Source organism: Micromonospora yongxingensis, from assembly GCF_052601155.1.
Window position 1 is genome coordinate 40,616 of record NZ_JBQXEO010000032.1, and the last position, 20,334, is coordinate 60,949.

At 73.6% G+C, this 20,334-nt stretch carries 16 protein-coding genes; 9 read left to right on the plus strand and 7 right to left on the minus strand.

What is annotated here, in order from left to right; genetic code table 11:
• Positions 1-15: 15 nt before the first annotated feature.
• Entirely contained in the window at positions 16-564 is a 549-nt protein-coding gene (locus ACTWLT_RS28210) for a hypothetical protein (RefSeq protein WP_445320991.1), read from the minus strand.
• Positions 565-706: 142 nt separating this feature from the next.
• Between ACTWLT_RS28210 and ACTWLT_RS28215 the strand changes: the two genes are divergently transcribed.
• Genes ACTWLT_RS28215 through ACTWLT_RS28225 form a run of 3 tightly spaced genes read left to right on the plus strand, consistent with a single transcriptional unit; the run spans position 707 to position 4,719 of the window.
• A complete protein-coding gene (locus ACTWLT_RS28215) occupies positions 707-1,831 on the plus strand; it encodes a baeRF2 domain-containing protein (protein ID WP_252414845.1) in 1,125 nt (374 codons plus the stop codon).
• Positions 1,824-3,578, plus strand: coding sequence for a thiamine pyrophosphate-binding protein (locus ACTWLT_RS28220; RefSeq protein WP_445320966.1), 1,755 nt, complete (start codon positions 1,824-1,826; stop codon positions 3,576-3,578). The genes ACTWLT_RS28215 and ACTWLT_RS28220 overlap by 8 nt, the downstream gene beginning before the upstream one ends.
• Before the next feature lie 49 nt (positions 3,579-3,627).
• Positions 3,628-4,719 (plus strand): iron-containing redox enzyme family protein, encoded by a 1,092-nt coding sequence (locus ACTWLT_RS28225; protein ID WP_445320967.1) that lies wholly within the window; start codon positions 3,628-3,630, stop codon positions 4,717-4,719.
• Positions 4,720-4,724: 5 nt separating this feature from the next.
• Here the strand turns inward: ACTWLT_RS28225 and ACTWLT_RS28230 are convergent, their stop codons facing one another.
• Positions 4,725-4,952 carry a CDGSH iron-sulfur domain-containing protein gene (locus ACTWLT_RS28230; RefSeq protein ID WP_252414842.1) on the minus strand — a complete coding sequence of 76 codons (228 nt, stop codon included), beginning with the start codon at positions 4,950-4,952 and terminating at the stop codon, positions 4,725-4,727.
• 246 nt (positions 4,953-5,198) lie between these two features.
• Between ACTWLT_RS28230 and ACTWLT_RS28235 the strand changes: the two genes are divergently transcribed.
• Positions 5,199-6,611 carry a hypothetical protein gene (locus tag ACTWLT_RS28235; protein WP_445320968.1) on the plus strand — a complete coding sequence of 471 codons (1,413 nt, stop codon included), beginning with the start codon at positions 5,199-5,201 and terminating at the stop codon, positions 6,609-6,611.
• 222 nt (positions 6,612-6,833) lie between these two features.
• The gene (locus tag ACTWLT_RS28240) at positions 6,834-7,976 is read left to right on the plus strand and encodes a SigB/SigF/SigG family RNA polymerase sigma factor (protein WP_445320969.1); all 1,143 of its coding nucleotides are present in this window, start codon (positions 6,834-6,836) and stop codon (positions 7,974-7,976) included.
• 82 nt (positions 7,977-8,058) lie between these two features.
• Here the strand turns inward: ACTWLT_RS28240 and ctaD are convergent, their stop codons facing one another.
• From ctaD to ACTWLT_RS28265, 5 genes are all read right to left on the minus strand, one after another.
• Complete coding sequence (ctaD, locus tag ACTWLT_RS28245) at positions 8,059-10,062, minus strand: aa3-type cytochrome oxidase subunit I (protein WP_445320970.1); 2,004 nt, start codon at positions 10,060-10,062, stop codon at positions 8,059-8,061.
• A 125-nt stretch (positions 10,063-10,187) separates the two neighbouring features.
• Complete coding sequence (locus ACTWLT_RS28250) at positions 10,188-10,916, minus strand: STAS domain-containing protein (protein WP_445320971.1); 729 nt, start codon at positions 10,914-10,916, stop codon at positions 10,188-10,190.
• 109 nt (positions 10,917-11,025) lie between these two features.
• Complete coding sequence (locus ACTWLT_RS28255) at positions 11,026-11,484, minus strand: DUF4383 domain-containing protein (RefSeq protein WP_445320972.1); 459 nt, start codon at positions 11,482-11,484, stop codon at positions 11,026-11,028.
• Between the two features lie 84 nt (positions 11,485-11,568).
• Positions 11,569-12,726 (minus strand): glycosyltransferase, encoded by a 1,158-nt coding sequence (locus ACTWLT_RS28260; protein ID WP_445320973.1) that lies wholly within the window; start codon positions 12,724-12,726, stop codon positions 11,569-11,571.
• A 49-nt stretch (positions 12,727-12,775) separates the two neighbouring features.
• The gene (locus tag ACTWLT_RS28265; RefSeq protein WP_445320992.1) at positions 12,776-13,759 is read right to left on the minus strand and encodes a glucosyl-3-phosphoglycerate synthase; all 984 of its coding nucleotides are present in this window, start codon (positions 13,757-13,759) and stop codon (positions 12,776-12,778) included.
• 230 nt (positions 13,760-13,989) lie between these two features.
• Here ACTWLT_RS28265 and ACTWLT_RS28270 point away from each other — a divergent pair, with 230 nt between their 5' ends.
• The 4 genes from ACTWLT_RS28270 to secA2 all read left to right on the plus strand — a co-directional run bounded on the left by ACTWLT_RS28270 (position 13,990) and on the right by secA2 (position 20,244).
• Positions 13,990-15,000, plus strand: coding sequence for a Gfo/Idh/MocA family protein (locus ACTWLT_RS28270; protein WP_445320974.1), 1,011 nt, complete (start codon positions 13,990-13,992; stop codon positions 14,998-15,000).
• Positions 14,993-16,081: a zinc-binding dehydrogenase gene (locus tag ACTWLT_RS28275; RefSeq protein WP_445320975.1), complete on the plus strand. Its 1,089-nt coding sequence runs from the start codon at positions 14,993-14,995 to the stop codon at positions 16,079-16,081. Before ACTWLT_RS28270 ends, ACTWLT_RS28275 begins: the two co-directional genes overlap by 8 nt.
• 52 nt (positions 16,082-16,133) lie before the next feature.
• Positions 16,134-17,876 carry an ABC transporter ATP-binding protein gene (locus ACTWLT_RS28280; protein WP_445320976.1) on the plus strand — a complete coding sequence of 581 codons (1,743 nt, stop codon included), beginning with the start codon at positions 16,134-16,136 and terminating at the stop codon, positions 17,874-17,876.
• A gap of 76 nt (positions 17,877-17,952) precedes the next feature.
• On the plus strand, positions 17,953-20,244 hold the full coding sequence (gene secA2 / locus ACTWLT_RS28285) for an accessory Sec system translocase SecA2 (RefSeq protein WP_252414833.1): 2,292 nt from the start codon (positions 17,953-17,955) through the stop codon (positions 20,242-20,244).
• Positions 20,245-20,334: the final 90 nt, after the last annotated feature.

Sequence of the window (20,334 nt, forward strand, 5' to 3'; positions counted from 1 at the left end):
AAACCCGGCAGCCGGTCAGGTCAGCGCGGCGACGACCGCGACACCGGCGAGCAGCAGCGCGCCCAGCACCGCCTGCAACAGCAGCGGCGGGCCGAGGTGCGACCAGAGTGTCGCCGTACGCGGGGTGAGCAGCTGCCCGGTGGTGAGGTTGACGATCCGCTCGATGCGGGGTGGCAGCTCCGGGTCGCGCTGCGGGCGCAGGGTGAGCTGCACGTGGTCCGCCGGGTGCAGGGCGCTCTGCGGCAGGTGGCCGTGCAGCTCCACCTCGCAGAGCTGACCTGCGGTGTTGCGCAGCCGCACCGGGGTGACCAGGTACTCCGGGCCCTGCTTCAGCTCCTTCCAGCGCCGTCGCGTGCCACCGCCGCCCGCCGGGAACAGCGAGCGCAGCAGCAGGGCGGGCAGCCGGGCGAACGCCGCCGCGGCGAGCACCGCGACCAGCACCGGTTGGCCGATGCGCACCTCGCGGGTGTAGCCGTCGAGCAGGCGGATCAACCGCCCGGTGACGATCCGCTCCGTCGGGTGCACGATCCGTCGGGTATCGAGTCCGCTGTCCATCTCCACCACCGAGAGTCCGCTTCCGTTCACAGATCGTATCGACGTCCCCGGTTGAACGACGTGAATGAAACCTGGTCACGGGCTCACGGCCGCGAGGTGACATCCCGGGCGACCCGGGTAAGCGGGGGGCCGAGCTGGAAAGGGGTCGAGCATGCAGCTGTCCTTCCTGCGCCCGCTCTACGACCGACCCGGGCCGTGGTGCTCGGTGTACGTGGACGCCTCCGCCGACACGGAGGACGCCCACGCGGCGCTGGCCCTGCGCTGGCGTGCACTGGCGCGTCAACTGACCGACCAGGGCGCCGACGAGGCGACCGTCGCCGCACTGGACCGGGTGGTCCGTGGGCACGACCCGATGGCCGGGGACTACGGCCTGGCGCTCTTCGCCACGCGTGGCCGGGTGGTGCTGTCGGAGTACCTCTCCGCGCCACCTCTGCGCGACCTGGCCAGTTACGCGCCACTGCCGCACGTGATGCCGCTGCTCGCCCAGCGGGGCGAACAGGTGGCCTGGGTGCGGGTGCTGGCCAACCGGACCGGCGCCGACGCGATCGCGATCAGTGCCGGAGGAGTGCCGCGGCGGGCGCACGTCGTCGGCCGGGAGACCTTCCCGCTGCGCAAACCGCAGCCCGGTGGCTGGTCCCAGGACATCTACCAGAAGGCCGCCATGGAGGCGTGGCACCACAACGCCGGCGACGTCACCGCGGCGACCGTCCAGCTGGCCGAGAAGGTCGGGGCGGAGGTGGTGGTGATCGCCGGCGACGTACGGGCCACCGGCATGATCGCCGCCCAGATGCCCGAACGGTGGCAGGACCTGATGGTGCGGACCGACGCCGGGTCGCGGGCCGCCGGCGCCGACCAGACCCTGCTGGACGACCTCACCGTGCAGACCATCGCGGAGGTCGCCGACCAGCGGATCAGCGCCACCCTGGACAGGTTCGGCGTCCAGGAGGACGTGGGCGCCGGGCTCGACGCGGTCGTCGGGGCCCTGCAACGCAACCAGGTGGACACCATGCTGATCGTGGACGACCCGTCGGCCAACGGTGAGCTGTGGATCGGCCCGGAGCCGACCGAGATCGCCGTCGACCCGGGGCAGTTGACCGCGATGTCGGTGGACGACCCGCAGCGGGTCCGCGCCGACGCGGCGCTGGTCCGGGCGCTGGTCGGCACCGACGCGGCGATGACCGTGCTGGGCCCCGACGAGGCGCCCGAGCTCACCGACGGCGTCGGCGCGGTGCTGCGGTACGTCGACGCCAGCACCCCCGGGCGGGGCAATGGCTGAGCGCAGCGTCGCCGACCTGGTGGTGGAGCGGCTCCTGGCCTGGCGTGTGCCACGCGCCTTCGGTTTCCCCGGTGCGGCGATCGCCCCGCTGGTCGCGGCGCTCGACCGCACCGGCGGGGACCCGGCGTTCATCCCGGCCCGGCACGAGGAGACGGCCTCGTTCATGGCCACCGGGCACGCCAAGTTCACCGGCGGCATCGGGGTCTGCCTGGCCACCCAGGGGCCGAGCGCGGTGCAGCTGCTCAACGGCCTGTACGACGCCAAGCTGGACAGCACGCCGGTGGTGGCGATCGTCGGTGAGGACATCTCCGGGCCGCTCGGCGGGGCGCATCAGGAGATCGGGCTGAGCCGGCTCTTCGCCGACGTGTGCAACCAGTTCGTCCAGTACGCCCGCAGCCCCGAGCACGTGCCGGGGCTGCTGGACCAGGCGTTCCGCACGGCGGCGGCGACCCGCAACCCGACGTGCGTCGTGCTGCCCCGCCACCTGCAGGAGGCCATGGTCTCCGACCTGGAGCGGAACTCGGCCGGCGTGACGACGGCGAACCCGGGCGAGTCGTTGGCCCGGGTGCTGCCGCACGAGGTGGACCTCGACGCCGCCGCCCAGTTGCTCGGCGGCGGCCAGCGCACCGCGATCCTGGTGGGCCAGGGTGGTCGGGGCGCGGGCCGGGAGATCGTCGAGTTGGCCGACCGGATCGGCGCCGGGGTTGCCACCTCGCTGCTGGGCAAGCCGGTGCTCGACGAGCGGCTGCCCTTCCACACCGGAGTGCTCGGCGAGGTCGGCACCACGGCCGCGGCCGAGCTGATGGGTGGCTGCGACACGCTGCTGATGGTCGGCACCAACGACCCGTGGACCGACTACTTCCCGATGCCCGACCAGGCCCGCACGGTGCAGATCGACATCGACGGCCGGCGGATCGGCACCCGGTACCCGGCTGACGTGCCGCTGGTCGGCGACGCCGCGGAGACGCTGCGGGCGCTGCTGGCGCGGCTGCCCAGGCGGCCCCACGACAACTGGCGTGCCACGGTGGAGAGCTCGGTGGACCGGTGGCGCACCACCGCCGCCGACCGCGCCGCCGCGCCGGCCGATCCGGTCAACCCACAGCTCGTACTCCAGGAGCTGTCGACCCGGGTTCCGCAGGTCGGCGCCGTCGCGGTCGACGTCGGCTCGGTCCTCTACTGGTACGCCCGGCACCTGATCCTCCCGCCCGGGGTGAACGCGCAGCTGTGCGGGACGCTCGGCTCGATGGGGTGCGCCCTGCCGTACGCGATGGCCGCCAAGCTCGCCGCCCCCGACCAGCCGGTCATCGCGCTGGTCGGCGACGGTGCCATGCAGCTCAACGGGCTCGCCGAGCTGATCACCGTCTCGCACCACTGGCAGGAGTGGCGGGACCCGCGGCTGGTGGTGCTGGTGCTCAACAACCGCGACCAGTCCGGCATGGGCGGTGGGCGGCCGACGTCCTCCGATCCGGCCCAGCGCCGTCCCGACGTCCCGTACGCCGGCTGGGCGCGGCTGCTCGGGCTGCACGGCGTCCGGGTGGACCGTCCGGAGCTGGTGGGCGCGGCCTGGGACGAGGCGCTCGCCGCGGACCGGCCGTGCGTACTGGAGGCCGTGGTCGACGCCGCGGTGCCGCTGGCGGCGCCAGAGCCGGCCTTCGCCGACCTGCGGAGCCTGTACTCCAACGGGGACGCCGCCCGGAAGGTCCGGGAGCAGGTGGAGCTGACCGTGAACGCGGAGGGCCTCGTTTAGGCGCACTCCGTCCGGGCATCAGTAGCCGCCCGACGACGCTGGAGGTCACATGCCGGAGCCCACCGACCGCCGCTACGGTCCCGCGCCGCTTCCGCGACCACGCGGCCCGCTGTCCACGGCGCTGGTGAGGGCCCTGCGGCGTCCGCCGCACGACCTTCCGGCGGGCCTCGGCGGCGACCTCGACCCGGCCGACCCGCTCACCGACGAGGACCTGCAACTGACGTTGTTCCTCTGCTACGAGCTGCACTACCGGGGCTGGCGGGGGGTGGACGAGGGCTGGGAGTGGCAGCCCTCGCTGCTGGCCCTGCGCGCCCGCGCCGAGCGGCCCTTCGAGGCGGCCCTGCGCCGACTGGTCGGCTCGCCGCCGGTGCCGTCCGGCGGCGTCGCGGCGGGGCTGGCCGAGATCGTCGCCGCCGACGACGGGCCGCCACTGGCCGCCACCCTGCAACGGCACGCGGACCTCACCCAGTTCCGTGAGTTCGTCACCCACCGCTCGGTCTACCACCTGCGGGAAGCCGACCCGCACAGCTGGGCGCTGCCCCGCCTCGGCGGGCCCGCCAAGGCCGCCCTCGTGGAGATCCAGACCGACGAGTACGGCAACGGCCGGCTGGACCGCATGCACGCCGAACTGTTCCGTCGCACGCTGGACCGGCTGGGCCTGGACACCGGCTACGGCGCCCACCTGGACGCCGTTCCCGCCGTGACGCTGGCGACCAACAACCTGATGTCGCTGTTCGGGCTGCACCGGCGGCTGCGCGGCGCGCTCCTGGGTCACCTGGCCGCCTACGAGATGACCTCGTCGCTGCCCAACCGCCGGTACGGCAACGGGCTGCGCCGTCTCGGCCTGGACGAGGTGGCGACCCGCTTCTACGACGAGCACGTGGAGGCCGACGCGGTGCACGAGCAGATCGCCGCGCACGACCTGTGCGGCGGCCTGGTCCGCGTCGAGCCGACGCTGGCCGGCGACGTGCTCTTCGGCGCGGCCGCGGCGCTCGCCGTGGACCGGATGTTCGCCGCGCACCTGCTGGACAGCTGGGCCGCCGGCCGCAGCTCCCTGCGCGCGCCCGCACCGCGGACCATCTCGGTGCCCGCCACGGCGTTGCCGTCCGCCACCGCGGGACCGCTGGCCGGAGTGGCGTAGCGGGGTCAGCCCTCCCGGGCGGTGCCCGCCCGGAAGTTCGCCACCTTGTGGGTGCCGTCGCAGAACGGCTTGAGCGCCGACATGCCGCACCGGCACAGCGCCACCGTGCCCCGGCGGGCGTCGATCCGCTCGCCGTCGGGCGTGACCAGGGCGAAGTCGCCCCGGACCAGCAGCGGCCCGTCCTGGTACGGCGTGATCGTGGCGGCGGGCTCGGCGCTGTCCTCGGTGTGCATGGGCCCGGAAGTGCCCGCCCTGGTCCCGACGAAACCCCGACGACACGGTCCCAGGCTCTGGCGGGGCCGATCGCCTCCGGCGACCCGCTCCCGCCGTGCGCGGCCGATCGTCGCCGAACGCCGGTGATGACCGGCGCACCCCGCAGACCTGCGGAATCGTGCCGCCAAGTGGGTGATGCCCCGTTTGAACCCCATCCGGACGGGAAGCCGGGCCGCGTGGTGAGCGAACGAGGCAAGGTGGGGCCGGTGCACAAGGTGCACAAGGGGCTCACGGCAGATGGCGCCGGTCTGGCCGGTGACCGGGTCGTGGCCGTGGGCAGCGCCGCCCGGGTGCTGGTCGCCGCCACGGCCCGGGCACTGCGCGGCGCGGACTGCGCCGATCTGGGGCAGGCCGGGCCGGTGTCGCGGTTCCCCGGCGCCCCGGAGCCGGTCCGTCGCGCCGCCGTCAGCAGGGCCGCCGGTCGGGTCGCGCTCACCGTCACCCAGGTCGACGAGGTGGATTCCGCGCGGGTGGCCCGCTGGTTCGTCGACCAGTACCCGCGTCGCCGCTACCCCGGGGTGCTGCTCGGCTCGCCGCACGGCGCGGCCGCACACCTCGCGGTCGCCCTCGGCGTGCCGTGGCTGCCCGCCGGCTTCGAGATGTCCGTGCACTGGACCGACGGCGCGGTGGACCGACCCGCGGCCGCCCTGGAGCACGGCAGCGCCCTCGCCGCCCGGCTGCTCGCCGGCAACGCCGACCTGCACCTGCGCCAGGTGCACTGCCCGGCCAGCCGTGGCCCGCTGACCGGGGCGACCGTGTCGCTGGCCGCCCGCTGGCGGGGGCTACCGGCGGCGTACGCGCAGTTCCTGGCCGACCGGCTGGCCCCGGGAGCCCCGGTGCTGCTGGTGCGCGACGCGCGGACCTGGCCGGTGCTGGAGCACGGCCCCGGGTACAGCTTCCAGGTCGGCTGCCCGGCCAGCGGCCTGGACCCGGTGGACTTCCACCCGGACAGCCACGCGCTGCGGCAGGTGCTGCGCTCCGCCGGCGGGGACGCCACCCGGTGGGAGCCGCCGGAGGTGTCCGCCCCGTCGGGCTACGCCGAGCACGGCATGGACTCGGGCTTCGAGCTGGCCGCGCGGGACTGGGCTGCCCGCCGGCAGCACCCGCTGCACCGGGTGCTGGCGCCGAGGCCCGGCGCGCTGAGCGCCGCGGTGGCCGACCTGTACCGGCGGTGGCTGCGCGGCGCCGGCAAGACCGGTGACCGGTTGGTGGTGGAGTGCGGCCGGTTGCTCGATCCGTGGCAGGTGGTGCGGGCGGGGCTGGTGCCGTACTGGTGTGAGAACGCCACCCGGCGCAGCGTCGACGAGGCCGAGTGGTGGCTGGCCGGCAGCGAGGCGTTCAGCTCCGTGGACGTGCTGCCCGAGCCGCCCGGGGTGCGCTCGCCCGCCCTGGCCGGGCTGCCGCAGTGGCTGGCGGTCGCCGGGTTCGGCCGGCGGCGTCGGGCGCTCGACCGCACCTCCGCGCGGGGATACCCGGTCACCTCGGTGCCCACCCGCCGGGCCACCGAGGTGCTGCGCGCCCAGCCGTACGACCTGCCCGCGCCGCCCCCGCTGGGGGTCGACGAGGCGTTGTCCGTGCTCCACGACAGCGGCAGCCACCAGGGGTTGTTGCTCTCCTGAGGCGGAGCACGCCGAAACTTCCTCGCGAACCCGGGGTCCCGTGATTGAGTACCTACGGAGCGGGAACATCGCTGGCTGCGACGGCCTGATTGCGCTGCGCAGAGGCGTTGTCGCCCGCTGGCATCCCAGTCACTGACCCACTTTCCGGCCCGGTGCGTGGCTCGACCACGCGCACGACCGGTTTCCCGATCCGGGCGGGGGACCTTCCTGAGGGAGGCGCGGATGTTCGGACAGACGAGCACGACCACGACCACACCACCACCCACCGATCGAGGTCTGGAGGACCTCGACGCGGCGGCGCTGGCGTACGCGGCGCGTATCGAGGGGCTGCCACCCGAGCGGCGGCAGGAGGCACGGGACGACCTGGTCCGCTTCGCGCTGCCGTTCGCCGGCCGGCTGGCCCGCCGCTACCGGGGCCGTGGCGAGCCGCTGGAGGATTTGGAGCAGGTGGCCCGTCTGGGCCTGGTCAACGCCGTCGACCGGTACGACCCGGAACGGGGCTCGTTCACCGCGTACGCCGCGATCACGATCGTCGGTGAGATCAAGCGGCACTTCCGGGACCGCACCTGGGGCGTGCACGTGCCCCGCCGGCTGCGCGACCTGATCCTCGAGGTGGGGCAGGCCACGGCCGCGCTGACCAGCGAGCTGTCCCGGGCACCCACCGTCGCGGAGCTGTCCCGGCGGCTCGAGACCCCGGAGGAGGAGATCCTCGCGGCGCTGGAGTCGGCGGCCGGCTACAGCCCGGCCTCGCTCAACGCGCCGGTGGGCGGGGAGAGCTCCGCGGAGTTCGGTGACCTGGTCGGCGAGTCGGACAATGCGCTGGAATCGGTCGACGACCGGGTGACCGTCAGCGGCCTGCTGCACCGGTTGCCCTGGCGGGAGCGGCGGATCCTCGCCATGCGCTTCTACGGCAACCAGACCCAGGCGGAGATCGCCGCCCGGTTCGGCATCTCGCAGATGCACGTCTCCCGGCTGCTGTCGCGGGCACTGACGTGGCTGCGTCAGGCGATGCTCGCCGACGCGCCGCCGCCGTGGCAGAACGGCGCCGCCGAGCCGGACCCGGGCAAGACCCGGATCTCGGTGAAGCAGAACGGCGACCGGGTGGTCGTCGAGGTGGGCGGTGAGGTGGACCGGGACGGCGCGGACCAGCTGCGCCGGGCGATGCTGGAGGCCGTCACCGGGCAGCCGAGCGAGGTGGTCGTCGACCTGGTCGGCGCGGGTGGCTTCGACGCCGGGGGGATCGCGGCGCTGATGGCCGGGCGGGACGCGGCTGCCCGGACCGGGGTGCCGTTGCGGCTGACGCGGGTCCAACCCGCGGTACGCCGCTCGCTCACCGCCGCCGGCCTGGCACCTGCCCGGGAGTGAGACCGAGCGCGACGCCCGGTTCGGGTCGTCGACGACACGGGGCCGGCACCTTCGGGTGCCGGCCCCGCGTCGCGTACCCGGGTCAGTGCTCCTCGGTGTCGCCCTTGCTGTGCGGGTGCCGCCACCGCTCGTTGGGCTGCTCGTCGCGTTGGGCGCCGAGGTTGGTCTCCTCCGGCTCGTCGGTGTGCTCGAAGCTGGGTCGGCGCACGCCGTCGGGCTCCGGCACGTCCACCGGCCGGGCGCCGGACCGCGCCGCCGGCTGGTAGTCGGCCGCCTCCTGGGCGCCGTGCGCGCCCTCGGCGGCCGGGGACTCCGGCACGTGGTGCTCCGTACGCAACTCCTCGGTGAAGTGCTGTGGGGGCTTCGTGCTGCGCTGCGGCAGGTCGCGGCCCAGGTCGGCGACGAGCGGCCCGTACTTCAGGTCGAAGGCCGGACGTTCGGAGCGGATCCGGGGCATGCGGTCGAAGTTGCGCAGGGGCGGAGGACAGGTGGTGGCCCACTCCAGCGAGTTGCCGAAGCCCCACGGGTCGTCCACCGTGACCATCGCGCCGTACCGCCAGGACTTCCACGCGTTGTAGATGAAGAACAGCGTCGACAGGCCGAGGACGAAGGCGAAGATGCTGGAGATCGTGTTCAGCGTGGTGAAGCCGTCGGTCGGCAGGTAGTCGGCGTACCGCCGGGGCATGCCCTCGTCGCCCAGCCAGTGGTGCACGAGGAACGTGCCGTGGAAGCCGATGAACATCGTCCAGAAGTGCGCCTTGCCGAGCCGCTCGTCGAGCATCCGGCCGGTCATCTTCGGCCACCAGAAGTAGTAGCCGCCGAAGAGGGCGAACACGACGGTGCCGAAGACCACGTAGTGGAAGTGCGCCACCACGAAGTAGCTGTCGTGGGTGTGGAAGTCCACCGGCGGGCTGGCCAGCAGCACGCCGGTCAGCCCGCCGAGCAGGAAGGTGACCAGGAAGCCGATGGCGAACAGCATCGGTGTCTCGAAGGTGAGCTGTCCCTTCCACATGGTGCCGATCCAGTTGAAGAACTTCACGCCGGTGGGCACCGCGATCAGATAGCTGAGGATGCTGAAGAACGGCAGCAGCACCTGGCCGGTGGCGAACATGTGGTGCGCCCAGACCGTCATCGACAGCACGGTGATCGCGATGGTGGCCAGCACCAGCCCGGTGTAGCCGAAGATCGGCTTGCGGGCGAAGACCGGGATGATCTCGGTGATGATGCCGAAGAACGGCAGCGCGATGATGTAGACCTCGGGGTGGCCGAAGAACCAGAACAGGTGCTGCCAGAGCATCGGGCCGCCGGTGGCCGGGTCGAACACGTGCGCGTTGAGCAGCCGGTCGGCCGAGAGCGCCAGGAGCGCGGCGGCCAGCAGCGGGAACACCAGGATCACCAGCACGCTGGTGAACAGCATGTTCCACGTGAAGATCGGCATTCGGAACATGGTCATGCCGGGCGCGCGCAGGGTCAGGATCGTGGTGATCAGGTTGACCGCGCCGAGGATGGTGCCCAGCCCGGATACGACCAGGCCGACGACCCACATGTTCGCGCCGACCCCGGGGCTGTGCTCGGCACTGCTCAACGGGGTGTACGCGGTCCAGCCGAAGTCCGCCGAGCCCTGCGGGGTCAGGAAGCCGCCGACCACCATCAGACCGCCGAACAGGTACAGCCAGTAGGCCAGCGCGTTGAGCCGGGGGAACGACACGTCCGGCGCGCCGATCTGGATCGGCACGATGAAGTTGGCGAACCCGAAGGCCGCGGGCGTGGCGAACAGCAGCAGCATCACCGCGCCGTGCGAGGTGAAGAGCTGGTTGTACTGCTCGGAGGAGAGGAACTGCAGCCCCGGCCGGGCCAGCTCAGCGCGGATCAGCATCGCCTCCAGCCCGGCCAGCAGGAAGAAGCCGAAGGACGTCAGCAGGTACAGCAGCCCGATCTGCTTGTGGTCGGTCGTCGCGAGGAACCTGATCAGGGAGCTGCCGGGGACCGGCGACCGCAGCGGCCCGGGGAAGCCCCCGAAGCGGGCTGGCGCCAGGATCGCGGGGCCTCGATCACGACCGGGCTCAGTGGTTACCCGCTTGGACATGGCTACTCACCCCGTCATGACGACAGAAAGGACGAGCGTTGCTACCCGTCCCTCTGGCCATGAAACCAGGCGAGACGGCCAATTTCGGTCAGAACTCCGGTACCGGCCCCCACCACCCCGGACGCTCAGGTCGCGGGCAGCATCGCCCAGACGGCCTTGCCCTGCCCGGCCGGTACGCTGCCCCACCGCTGCGCCAGCTCCCGCACCAGCAGCAGCCCGCGTCCGCCCTCGGCGCGGAGATCCGCCCCGCCGGCGCGGGCCGCCGCCCGGCTGCCGTCCACCACGGCCAGGTGCAGGTACGGCCGGCGCAGCGTCACCGTCACCTGCATGGGCGTGCCAGCGTGCCGGACCACGTTGCCGACCAGCTCGCTGAGCACCAGCGCGGCGGGGCCGGCCGCGTCGGGCAGGTTCCACCGCGCGCACGCGTCGGTGACCATCTCCCGGGCACGCCGGCAGGCCTCGGCCACCGGCTCCAACCGGACCCGCAGGCGGGGCGAGGTGGCGGCGCCCGCCATCCGGGTCGCCTCGTCGCAGTCCGGCAACACGGGGACCACCCGGCACGCGGACGTCTCGGCCAGCCAGCGGGCGGCCGTCGGCGGTGGGGCGCAGAGGACCACCGGCACGGCCGGCCACTCCTCGGCCCGTCGGGCGGTGGCGGCGAAGACGGAGAGCGCCAGCCGGTCCCGGACGGTGACCTCGGCGAGGTCCACGACCAGTGCCTCCGGTTGGGTGGCCAGCGCGTCGTCCAGCGCCCGGTGGACCGTCCGCATGGTGCCCAGGTCCAGCGGCCCGGCGAGCCGGACGATCGCCACCGGTGCCGCGTCGCGCACCTCGCAGGTGATCCGGCTGGACATGGAACCCCTCGATCCGCTGGTGTGTCGGGATCTGCGAACTACCCGACCCGGACCCGGGTCAAACCGGACCGACGGACCGGGCGAGGCACGTCACGGATGGGGTGGCAGGTCAGCGGCGGGCTCGTCCGGTCAGCAGGCCCAGCGCGATCATCCCGACGCCGAGGCCGAGGTGCAGCCAGTCGTCGGCGTCGTTGACCGGCAGCACGTTCGCGCCGGTGTCGTGGTCCACCGCCAACCCGTAGAGCCAGAGCACCAGGTACACGGCGCCACCGCCGACGAGGAACGTCCGGGCGCCGGTGACCGTGCGCGCCAGCGCCAGCCCGACCACCCCGAACAGCAGGTGCACCAGGTTGTGCAGCACCGACACCTGGAACGTGCCGAACAGGAACGCGCCCGAGCCGTGGCCGGCGAACCGCAGATCGGACGTGCCGCTGGTGATCCCCGGCACGAAACCGAGGACGCCGATCAGCAGGAACAGCACCGCCACCGTTCCCGCCGCGCGGCGTACCGGCGGCCTGCCGTCGGCCGGATTGGAGCGGGCCCGGGAGTGCGCCATCGGTCCGACCATCACGGCTCCTCGCTGCGCGGCGGCGTGAGGGCTGCCGGCTACCCGTTGCCGCCGACGGCAAACGTCGACGGCAACGGGCGACGGTCAGACCGGCTGCAGCCGTGGCGCGCTGGCCAGCTCGCGCACCCGCTGGTACAGCTCGACGTAGCGCTGGGCCATCACCTGCGGGGTGAACCGCCGCGCTGCCACCCGCCGGCACTCGTCGGGGTCGAGCAGCTCGGCGGCCACCACCAGCTCGTCCAGCTCGTCCTCGTCGGCGGTGAGCAGCCCGGTGCGGCCGTGCTCGATCAGCTCCGGCAGGCAGCCCCGGGCGGTCGCCACCACCGGCGTGCCAAGGGCGAGTGACTCGACCACCGCCGTGCCGCCCGGCTCCTCCCAGCGCAGCGGGAACAGCGACGCGCGGGCGGTGGCGAGCAGGTCGTCGCGCTCCTGGCCGGCCACGGTGCCGACCCAGCGGACCAGGTCACCGTCGACGTGTGGTGCCACCTCGTCGAGGAAGAACCGCACGTCCGGGTTCTGCCGTGCCTCGTCGCCGACCGCGGCCAGCTCGGCCGGGCGGTGGTACGGGCCGACCGGCCCGGCCAGCACCAGCGGGATGCCGACCCGGTGGGCGAGCCGGGCGCCCACGTCCTGACCCTTGCCGGGGTTGATCCGGCCGAGAATGAGCAGGTGGTCGCCCTTCTCCGGCCGTGGCCGGCGGTCGGCGTCCACGGCCAGCGGCGTGGACAGGTGCACGTGCCCCACCGAGTGCTGCTGGAGCGCGAGCGGCGCGCGGGCCAGCTGCGACGCGGAGACACCGTTGACGCGGACGCGGGCGCCGCCGTCCAGGCTGCCGTAGAGCGCGGGGTGCTTGGCCAGGTCCCAGTGCAGGGTGTGCAGGGTCGGCGGGCCGCCCGGCCCCATGGCGGCGAGAGTGGCGAGCCCGACCGCCTCCACGTGGTCGTGCACCAGATCGATGTCGTGGCGGGCGTGCAGCTCGCGGACCACCCCGGCCAGGTGCGCCTGGGCGATCCCGCAGACCTGGTTGTACGGCCGCTGCAACGCGGCGAACTGCCCGTCGGGAAAGACCGACACCTTCTCGTCCACCGGCAGGGTGCTGGTCCCGACCGAGGCGAGCACCACCCGCACGCCGAGTCGTCGCAGCTCCGGGACCAGCGTGGCGATCACGTTCTCGATGCCTCCGTAGCCGGGCGGTGGCACGGACAGCCACGGGCCGGCGTTCATCAGCACGGTGAGGCTCATCGGGGGCGACCTTTCGGTACGAGGACGCCCGGCCGTGACGCCGGGGCGCTCACGCCGCGGCCACCCGTCGGCGGGGCACCCGGTGGCGCAACTCGGCCAGCGGCGGGCGCTCCTCGATCGACACGTCGCTGACGACGATCTCGCGGTCGAGGTTCGGCAGCGCGTCGGAGCCGCCGCGGCGGAACTGGGTCAGCAGCGGCTCCGGTGACATGCCGGGGCTGGCCCAGCCGCGCCGTTGCAGGCGGGACCAGGCGGTCAACATGATCTGCGCGGACATCCGGCCGAGGGCCGCCGTGTCCTGGTGCCGGTGCTTGCGCTCGCCCAGGTCGACCTGCGCCAACGCGTCCAGCCCGACCAGGTCGAGCAGGTCGATCAGCATCGCCGTCTCCACCCCGTACCCGGAGACGAACGGCACCTGGGCCAGCACCTCGCGCCGGGCGGCGTACTCGCCCGCGAGGGGTTGCACGAACCCGGCCAGCTCGGGCCAGAAGAGGTTGAGCAGCGGTCGGGCCATCAGCTCGGTCACCCGGCCGCCGCCGTCCTGCTCCACGCTGGCGGCGCCCACCAGGGGCCGGTGGTAGAACCCCTTCACGAAATCGACTGACGGGTCGGTCAGCAGCGGGCCGAGCAGCCCGCTCACGAAGTGTGGGCGGAACTCCCTCAGGTCAGCGTCGATGAACGCCACCACGTCCCCCTCGGCGGCGGCCAGGCCGGCCCAGAGCGCGTCACCCTTGCCGGTGAGGCGGGGCAGCCCCCGGGTCATCTCGTCCTGGCTGACCACCTCGGCCCCGGCGGCCCGGGCCACCTGCGCGGTGCGGTCGGTCGACCGCGAGTCCACCACGATCAGCTCGTCGACCAGGGCGACCCGATCCATCAGGTGTTCCCGGATGGTCGACACGATCGCGCCGACCGTCGCTTCCTCGTTGCGCGCCGGCAGCACCACGCTGACCCGGCTGTCTCCCTTGGCGCGCAGCAGCCGGCGAGCCGGCCAGTCTGCCGCCGAGGTGGTCCGGTATGTGGCCCACGCCTCCACCACCGGTGACACGCTCGATGTCGTATCCCGCACGGGCACCCCTCCCGATCCGTGGGCGGAAAAATCCGAGATTGTTTGTTCCCACTCCGCACCATGCGCTAACCGCTCCCAGGGCAACAGCTTGATCACAAGGGGTACGCCGCCGCGTTCCCGGGGGATGAACGTTTGATTGCGCACAGCCGCGGGGAGTGTTCCCGTCGAAGTGGAAACGTTCTCGGAAAGGTTGTCGAATGCAGATGTGCCGTGTTGGTCTGGTGGGCGCCGGGGGAGTGGCACAACGACATGCCCGGGTCCTGGCCGCGTTCGATGACGTCGAACTGGTCGGGGTCACCGACGTGGCGCCGGAGGCGGCCACGGCGCTGGCCGGGCAGCACGGCGGGCGGGCCTACCCCGACGTCGCCGAACTGCTGGCCGCCGGCCTCGACGCGGTGTACGTCTGCGTGCCGCCGTTCGCGCACGGCCCGGCCGAGGAGGCCGTCATCGAGGCCGGGTTGCCCATGTTCGTGGAGAAGCCGGTCGCGGTCGACCTGGCCACCGCCGAGCGGATCGCCGACCTGGTGGCGCGGCGCGGGCTGCGCACCGCCGTCGGGCACCACTGGCGCTACCTGAGCTTCCTCGACCAGGCCCGCGAGCTGCTCGCCGACCGTCCCGTGCGGATGGTCAGCGGCGCCTGGCTGGACAAGGTCCCGCCGGTGGCCTGGTGGTCACTGCGTGACCGCTCCGGCGGCCCCGTCGTGGAGCAGGCCGCGCACGTGCTGGACCTGATCCGGACGCTGGTCGGCGAGGTCACCGAGGTCACCGCGTACGGCAACGGCACACCACCGCCGGTGGACGGCGCCGACATCGACTCGGTGACGACCGCCACGCTGCGCTTCGCCGGCGGTGCGGTCGGCACGCTCAGCGCGGCCTGCGTGCTGGGCTGGAAGCACCGGGCCGGGCTGGAGATCCTCGCCGACGGGCTGGCGCTGTCGATCGCCGAGGACGGCCTGCTGATCCGCGACGCCGACGGTGAGCGACACGTACCAGCCGACCCGGAGGCCGCCCGGGTGGCGGTCGACCGGTCCTTCATCGACGCGGTCCGGGGCGTCGGCGACGACGTCCGCGTCCCGTACGCCGAGGCGCTGGGCACCCAGCGGCTGGCTCTCGCGGTGGCCGACTCGGCCCGCACCGGTGAGACCGTGCGGCTCACCAGCCCGGCCGCCCCCGCGGTGCTCGTCAGCGGGGTGACGGTCGATGCGTGACCGGGTCGTGGTGGTCGCCGGCCCCGGCCGGGTGGAGCTGGTGGAACAGGAGTCCCCGCCGCTGCGCCCCGGCACGTTCCGGGTCGAGACGCTGTTCAGCGGTGTCTCCGCCGGCACCGAGTTGAGCTACGTCAAGGGCACGAACCCCTACCTGAACGTCACGTGGAACGCCGACCTCGGGCTGTTCCAGCCGGGCGACGCGAGCACCCCGTACCCGGTGACCCGGCTGGGCTACATGCAGGTCGGCCGGGTGGTCGAGAGCGAGACCCCGGCGGTCGCGGTGGGCACGGTCGGTGCGATGACCTACGGGCACCGCACCGGCTGGGTGGCCGACCCGGTCGCCGAGCGGTTCGTGCCGCTGCCCGACGACCTGGACCCGCTGCTCGGCGTCTACGTCGCGCACATGGGCCCGATCTGCGCCAACGGCCTGCTGCACGCCGCCGCCGACCTGCACGGCGCCGACGTCCGTTCGCTCGGCGACGGGGTGCGTGGGCGGCGCGTCGCCGTGGTCGGCGCCGGTGTGGTGGGTCTGCTGACCGCGCTGTTCGCCCGGCGGCACGGCGCCGCCTCGGTGCTGGTGCTCGACCCCACGCCCCAGCGCCGCCAGGTCGCCGAGTCGCTGGGCCTGGAGACCCTCGACCCGGACGCGGACGACCCGGCGGTGGTGCTCAAAACCCGGTGGGCGCACACCGCCGGCGACCGGGGTGCCGACGTCGTGTTCCAGTGCCGGGGCCAGGCGTGGGCGTTGCAGCTCGCGCTGCGGCTCCTGCGCCCGCAGGGCGCCGTCATCGACCTCGCCTTCTACCAGGGCGGCGCGGACGCCGTCCGGCTCGGCGAGGAGTTCCACCACAACGGGTTGTCGGTGCGCTGCGCGCAGATCGGCCGGGTGCCGCGCGGGCTCACGCCCACCTGGGACCGGGAGCGGCTCTCCGCCGAGACCATCGAGCTGCTGCGGGCGTACGGGGACGTGGTCCGCAAGCACCTCGTCTCGGCGGTGGTGCCGTTCGACGAGGCACCCACCCTGCTCACCGACCTGGCGGAGCGGCGCCGCCAGGAGCTTCAGGTGGTGCTGGCCGGCTGACCTGGCGCGGGAGCGCGTTCGCCGGATGACGCAGCGGGCTACCGTTCCCGCCATGAGCACCCGTGAGGGTCGGCCCGTCGGCCTGACCGCCCTGCTGCCGTACCTGCGCGAGCACCGCGCGACCCTGGCCGTGGTGGGCGCGCTGTCGCTGGTCGGGGCGGCGGCCTCCCTGGCGCAGCCGCTGCTCACCCGGTCGGTGCTCGACCGGGTGGGCGACGGCCTGGGGGTCTCCCGGCTGGTGGTGCTGCTGGTGGTGCTCGTGGTGCTGGGCGCGGCGATCGGCGGCCTGCGCAACTACCTCCTGCAACGCACGGCCGAAGGGCTGGTGCTGGGCACCCGGCGTCGGCTGGCCGGGCACCTGCTGCGCCTGCCGATCGCCGAGTACGACCGCCGGCGCACCGGCGACCTGCTCTCCCGGGTGGGCTCGGACACCACCCTGCTGCGGGCGGTGGTCACCTCCGGGCTCTTCGAGACGGTCACCGGGGCGGTGATGGTGCTCGGCGCGGGCACCGCCATGGTGCTGCTCGATCCGCTGCTGTTCGGCGTCACCCTGCTCGGGGTGGGCCTGGGGCTGGGCTTCGCGGCGACCTTCGCGCGGCGGGTCCGGGCGCTGTCCCGTGCCGCCCAGGAACGGGTCGGAGAGATGACCTCGGCGGTGGAGCGGGCCATCTCGGCGGCCCGGACCATCCGGGCCAGCCGGGCCGAGGCCCGGGAGACGGAGACCGTCTCCGGCAGCGCCCGGGCGGCGTACTCCGCGGGGCTGCGGGTGGCCCGGGTGCAGGCGGTGGTCGGGCCCGTCGGCTCGGTCACCGTGCAGGGGGCGTTCCTGCTGGTGCTCGGCATCGGCGGGGCGCGGGTGGCCGCCGGCGCGATCACCGTCGGTGATCTGGTCGCCTTCGTCATGTACCTGTTCTTCCTGGCCCTGCCGTTGGCCCAGGTGTTGAACGCGTACACCCAGTTGCAGAGCGGCCTGGGCGCGCTGCAGCGGATCGAGGAGATCATGGCGGTGCCGGCCGAGGGGGCGACGGACCGGCCGGTGGCCACGGCGACTCCCCGCCGCCCCGCCCCGATGATCGAGTTCGACCGGGTGGGGTTCGGCTACCCGGGTGGGGAACCGGTGCTGCACGAGGTGAGCTTCGCGGTGCCCGCCGGCACCCGCACCGCCCTGGTCGGCCCGTCCGGCGCCGGCAAGTCGACCCTGCTGGCGCTGGTCGAGCGCTTCTACGAGGTGAGCGCCGGCGCGGTCCGCCTGGACGGCGCCGACGTGCGGGAACTGCCCCGCGACGCGCTGCGGGCCCGACTCGGCTACGTCGAGCAGGAGGCCCCGGTGCTGGCCGGCACGCTGCGGGAGAACCTGCTGATCACCACGCCCGACGCCACCGACGACCAACTGCACGAGGTCCTGGACAAGGTCAACCTGGGTCATCTGGCGCACCGGTCGCCGCAGGGGCTGGACGTCCAGGTGGGGGAGGGCGGGGTGCTGCTCTCCGGGGGTGAGCGGCAGCGGCTGGCCATCGCCCGGGCGTTGCTGGCCGGCCCGCCGGTGCTGCTGCTCGACGAGCCGACCAGCAACCTCGACGCGCGCAACGAGGCGGCGCTGCGTCGCGCCATCGACGCGGTGGCCGTCCGCCGGACGCTGCTGATCGTGGCGCACCGGCTCGCCACCGTGGTCGACTCCGACCAGATCGTCGTCCTCGACGGCGGCCGGGTGCAGGCCGTCGGCACCCACGCCGAGCTGACCGCCACCGACCCGCTCTACCGGGAGCTGGCCACCCACCAACTGCTGGTCGGGTGAGCCGGCGGCGTCGGGGTCGACATGCCCGGCCGGCCGGGCCGCGAAAGCCGGCTCGGGTCGCGTACCGTTGCCGCCTATGGGTGTGTCGCAACGGTTCAAGAGCAAGTTCCGGCGGTTCCTCCAGCGCCCCGGCACGACCGTGGATCTTGCCCCGCTGGAGAAGCTGCTGCCGGCGATCGAGGCGCGCGAGGATGACCTCGCCGCGCTGGACGACGCCGAGTTGACCGAGGCCGCCGGCAACGCCGTCGGCTACGAGGAGATCTGCGCCGTCGGCCGGGAGGCCGCCCGCCGGGGCCTCGACCAGCGGCCGTACGACGTCCAGCTGCTCGGCGCGATGGCGCTGCTCTCCGGCAAGGTCGCCGAGATGGCCACCGGTGAGGGCAAGACCCTGACCGCCACGATCGCCGCGTACGGGCACGTCCGGGTCGGAAACGGGCCGGTGCACGTGCTCACCGTCAACGACTACCTGGCCCGCCGCGACGCCCAGTGGATGGAGCCGGTCTACACCCTGCTCGGCCTGACCGTCGGCTGGGTCAACGAGGCGTCCACCCCGCAGGAGCGGCGCGACGCGTACGCCTGTGACGTCACCTACGTCTCGGTCAGCGAGGCGGGCTTCGACTACCTGCGCGACCAGTTGGTCACCGACGTCGCCGACCGGGTGCAGCCGGCGCTGTCCACGGCGATCGTGGACGAGGCCGACTCGATCATGATCGACGAGGCCCGGGTGCCGATGGTCCTCGCCGGCTCGGTGCCGGGCGAGCAGGACCCGGTGCACGCCGCCGCCGCGCTGGTGCGCGGGCTGCGCAAGGGCCGGCACTACACCGTCCCCGAGGACGGGCGCAGCGTGGCGTTCACCGCCGCCGGCCTGGCCGCCGTCGAGGCCAAGCTGGGCATCGACCTGTACGACGAGGAGCACGTCGCGCAGCTCTCCGCGGTCAACGTGGCGCTGCACGCGCACGCCCTGCTGCACCGCGACGTGGACTACATCGTCCGGGACGGCTCGGTCGAGCTGATCGACGAGATGCGCGGCCGGGTGGCCCAGCGCCGCCGCTGGCCCGACGGGCTCCAGGCGGCGGTCGAGGCCAAGGAGGGCCTGGACGCCACCGCCGAGGGCGAGGTGCTGGGCACCATCGCGGTGCAGGCCTACATCGGGCTCTACCCGACGGTCTGCGGCATGACCGCCACCGCGGTGCTGGTCGGCGACCAGCTGCGGGAGTTCTTCGGCCTCGAGGTCGCGGTGATCCCGCCGAACACGCCGTGTGTCCGTGAGGACGAGCCGGACCGCATCTACGCCACCCGGGCCGAGAAGGACGAGGCGCTGATCGACGAGATCCGGCGCTGCCACGAGGCGGGGCGGCCGGTGCTCGTCGGCACGCTGGACGTGAAGGAGTCCGAGGGGCTGGCCGCCGGGCTGAACGCGGCCGGTGTGCCCTGCGTGGTGCTGAACGCCAAGAACGACGACGAGGAAGCGGCGATCATCGCCGAGGCCGGCGCGTACGGCGCGGTGACCGTCTCCACGCAGATGGCCGGCCGGGGCGTGGACATCCGGCTCGGCGGCAGCGACCAGGCCGACCAGGAGCGGGTCGCCGAGCTGGGCGGGCTCTACGTCATCGGCAGTGGCCGGCACGACAGCCGCCGGGTGGACGACCAGCTGCGCGGCCGGGCCGGCCGGCAGGGCGACCCGGGTGGGTCGGTGTTCTTCGTCAGCCTGGAGGACGACCTGGTCACCCGGCACGCCGCGGACGCGGTGCCGCCCTCGCCGCGGATGAACGCCGACGGCCTGGTCACCGACGAGCAGGTGGACTACGCGGTGGAGCACGCCCAGCGGGTCGCCGAGGGCGTCAACCACGAGATCCACCGCAACACCTGGCGCTACAGCGTGGTGATCGAGCAGCAGCGCAAGGCCCTCGCCCAGCGCCGGGAGCGGCTGCTGACCAGTGACGTGGCCGCACTGATGCTGCTGGACAAGATGCCCGAGAAGGCCGGCGAGATGGACGAGGACCTCCTCGCCCGGGCGGCCCGGTCGATAGCGCTCTACCACCTGGACCGGCTCTGGGCCGAGCACCTGGCCGAGCTGTCGGAGGTCCGCGAGGGCGTGCACCTGCGGGCGCTGGGCCGGCTCGACCCGCTGGACGAGTTCCACCGGGCCGCGGTGCCGGCGTTCAACAACCTGGTTCCGGAGATCGAGGCCCGCACCCTCGCCACCTTCGCCGAGACCGAGTTCGACGAGGACTGGGACCCCGAGGACGGCACCCTGGTCCGGCCGACCGCGACCTGGACGTACCTGGTGCACGACAACCCGTTCGGCTCCGAGCTCGACCGGCTGATCGCCTCGATCGGGCGGCGGCTCGCCGGCGCCCCGCGCTGACACGACGGCCGCGGCTTCCGGGGTCCCTGTCGCACGTCCGCGCGCCGCAGGGACCCCGATTTACGCCGTTTCGACCCGGGTTTGCAAGGG

What these genes read in the sequence shown, in the direction of transcription:
- ACTWLT_RS28215 (WP_252414845.1), top strand. Translation starts at nt 707, where the DNA reads ATGCAGCTGTCCTTCCTGCGCCCGCTCTACGACCGACCCGGGCCGTGG.
- ACTWLT_RS28220 (WP_445320966.1), top strand. Translation starts at nt 1,824, where the DNA reads ATGGCTGAGCGCAGCGTCGCCGACCTGGTGGTGGAGCGGCTCCTGGCC.
- ACTWLT_RS28225 (WP_445320967.1), top strand. Translation starts at nt 3,628, where the DNA reads ATGCCGGAGCCCACCGACCGCCGCTACGGTCCCGCGCCGCTTCCGCGA.
- ACTWLT_RS28230 (WP_252414842.1), bottom strand. Translation starts at nt 4,952, where the DNA reads ATGCACACCGAGGACAGCGCCGAGCCCGCCGCCACGATCACGCCGTAC.
- ACTWLT_RS28240 (WP_445320969.1), top strand. Translation starts at nt 6,834, where the DNA reads ATGTTCGGACAGACGAGCACGACCACGACCACACCACCACCCACCGAT.
- ctaD (WP_445320970.1), bottom strand. Translation starts at nt 10,062, where the DNA reads ATGTCCAAGCGGGTAACCACTGAGCCCGGTCGTGATCGAGGCCCCGCG.
- ACTWLT_RS28250 (WP_445320971.1), bottom strand. Translation starts at nt 10,916, where the DNA reads ATGTCCAGCCGGATCACCTGCGAGGTGCGCGACGCGGCACCGGTGGCG.
- ACTWLT_RS28255 (WP_445320972.1), bottom strand. Translation starts at nt 11,484, where the DNA reads ATGGTCGGACCGATGGCGCACTCCCGGGCCCGCTCCAATCCGGCCGAC.
- ACTWLT_RS28260 (WP_445320973.1), bottom strand. Translation starts at nt 12,726, where the DNA reads ATGAGCCTCACCGTGCTGATGAACGCCGGCCCGTGGCTGTCCGTGCCA.
- ACTWLT_RS28270 (WP_445320974.1), top strand. Translation starts at nt 13,990, where the DNA reads ATGCAGATGTGCCGTGTTGGTCTGGTGGGCGCCGGGGGAGTGGCACAA.
- ACTWLT_RS28275 (WP_445320975.1), top strand. Translation starts at nt 14,993, where the DNA reads ATGCGTGACCGGGTCGTGGTGGTCGCCGGCCCCGGCCGGGTGGAGCTG.
- ACTWLT_RS28280 (WP_445320976.1), top strand. Translation starts at nt 16,134, where the DNA reads ATGAGCACCCGTGAGGGTCGGCCCGTCGGCCTGACCGCCCTGCTGCCG.
- secA2 (WP_252414833.1), top strand. Translation starts at nt 17,953, where the DNA reads ATGGGTGTGTCGCAACGGTTCAAGAGCAAGTTCCGGCGGTTCCTCCAG.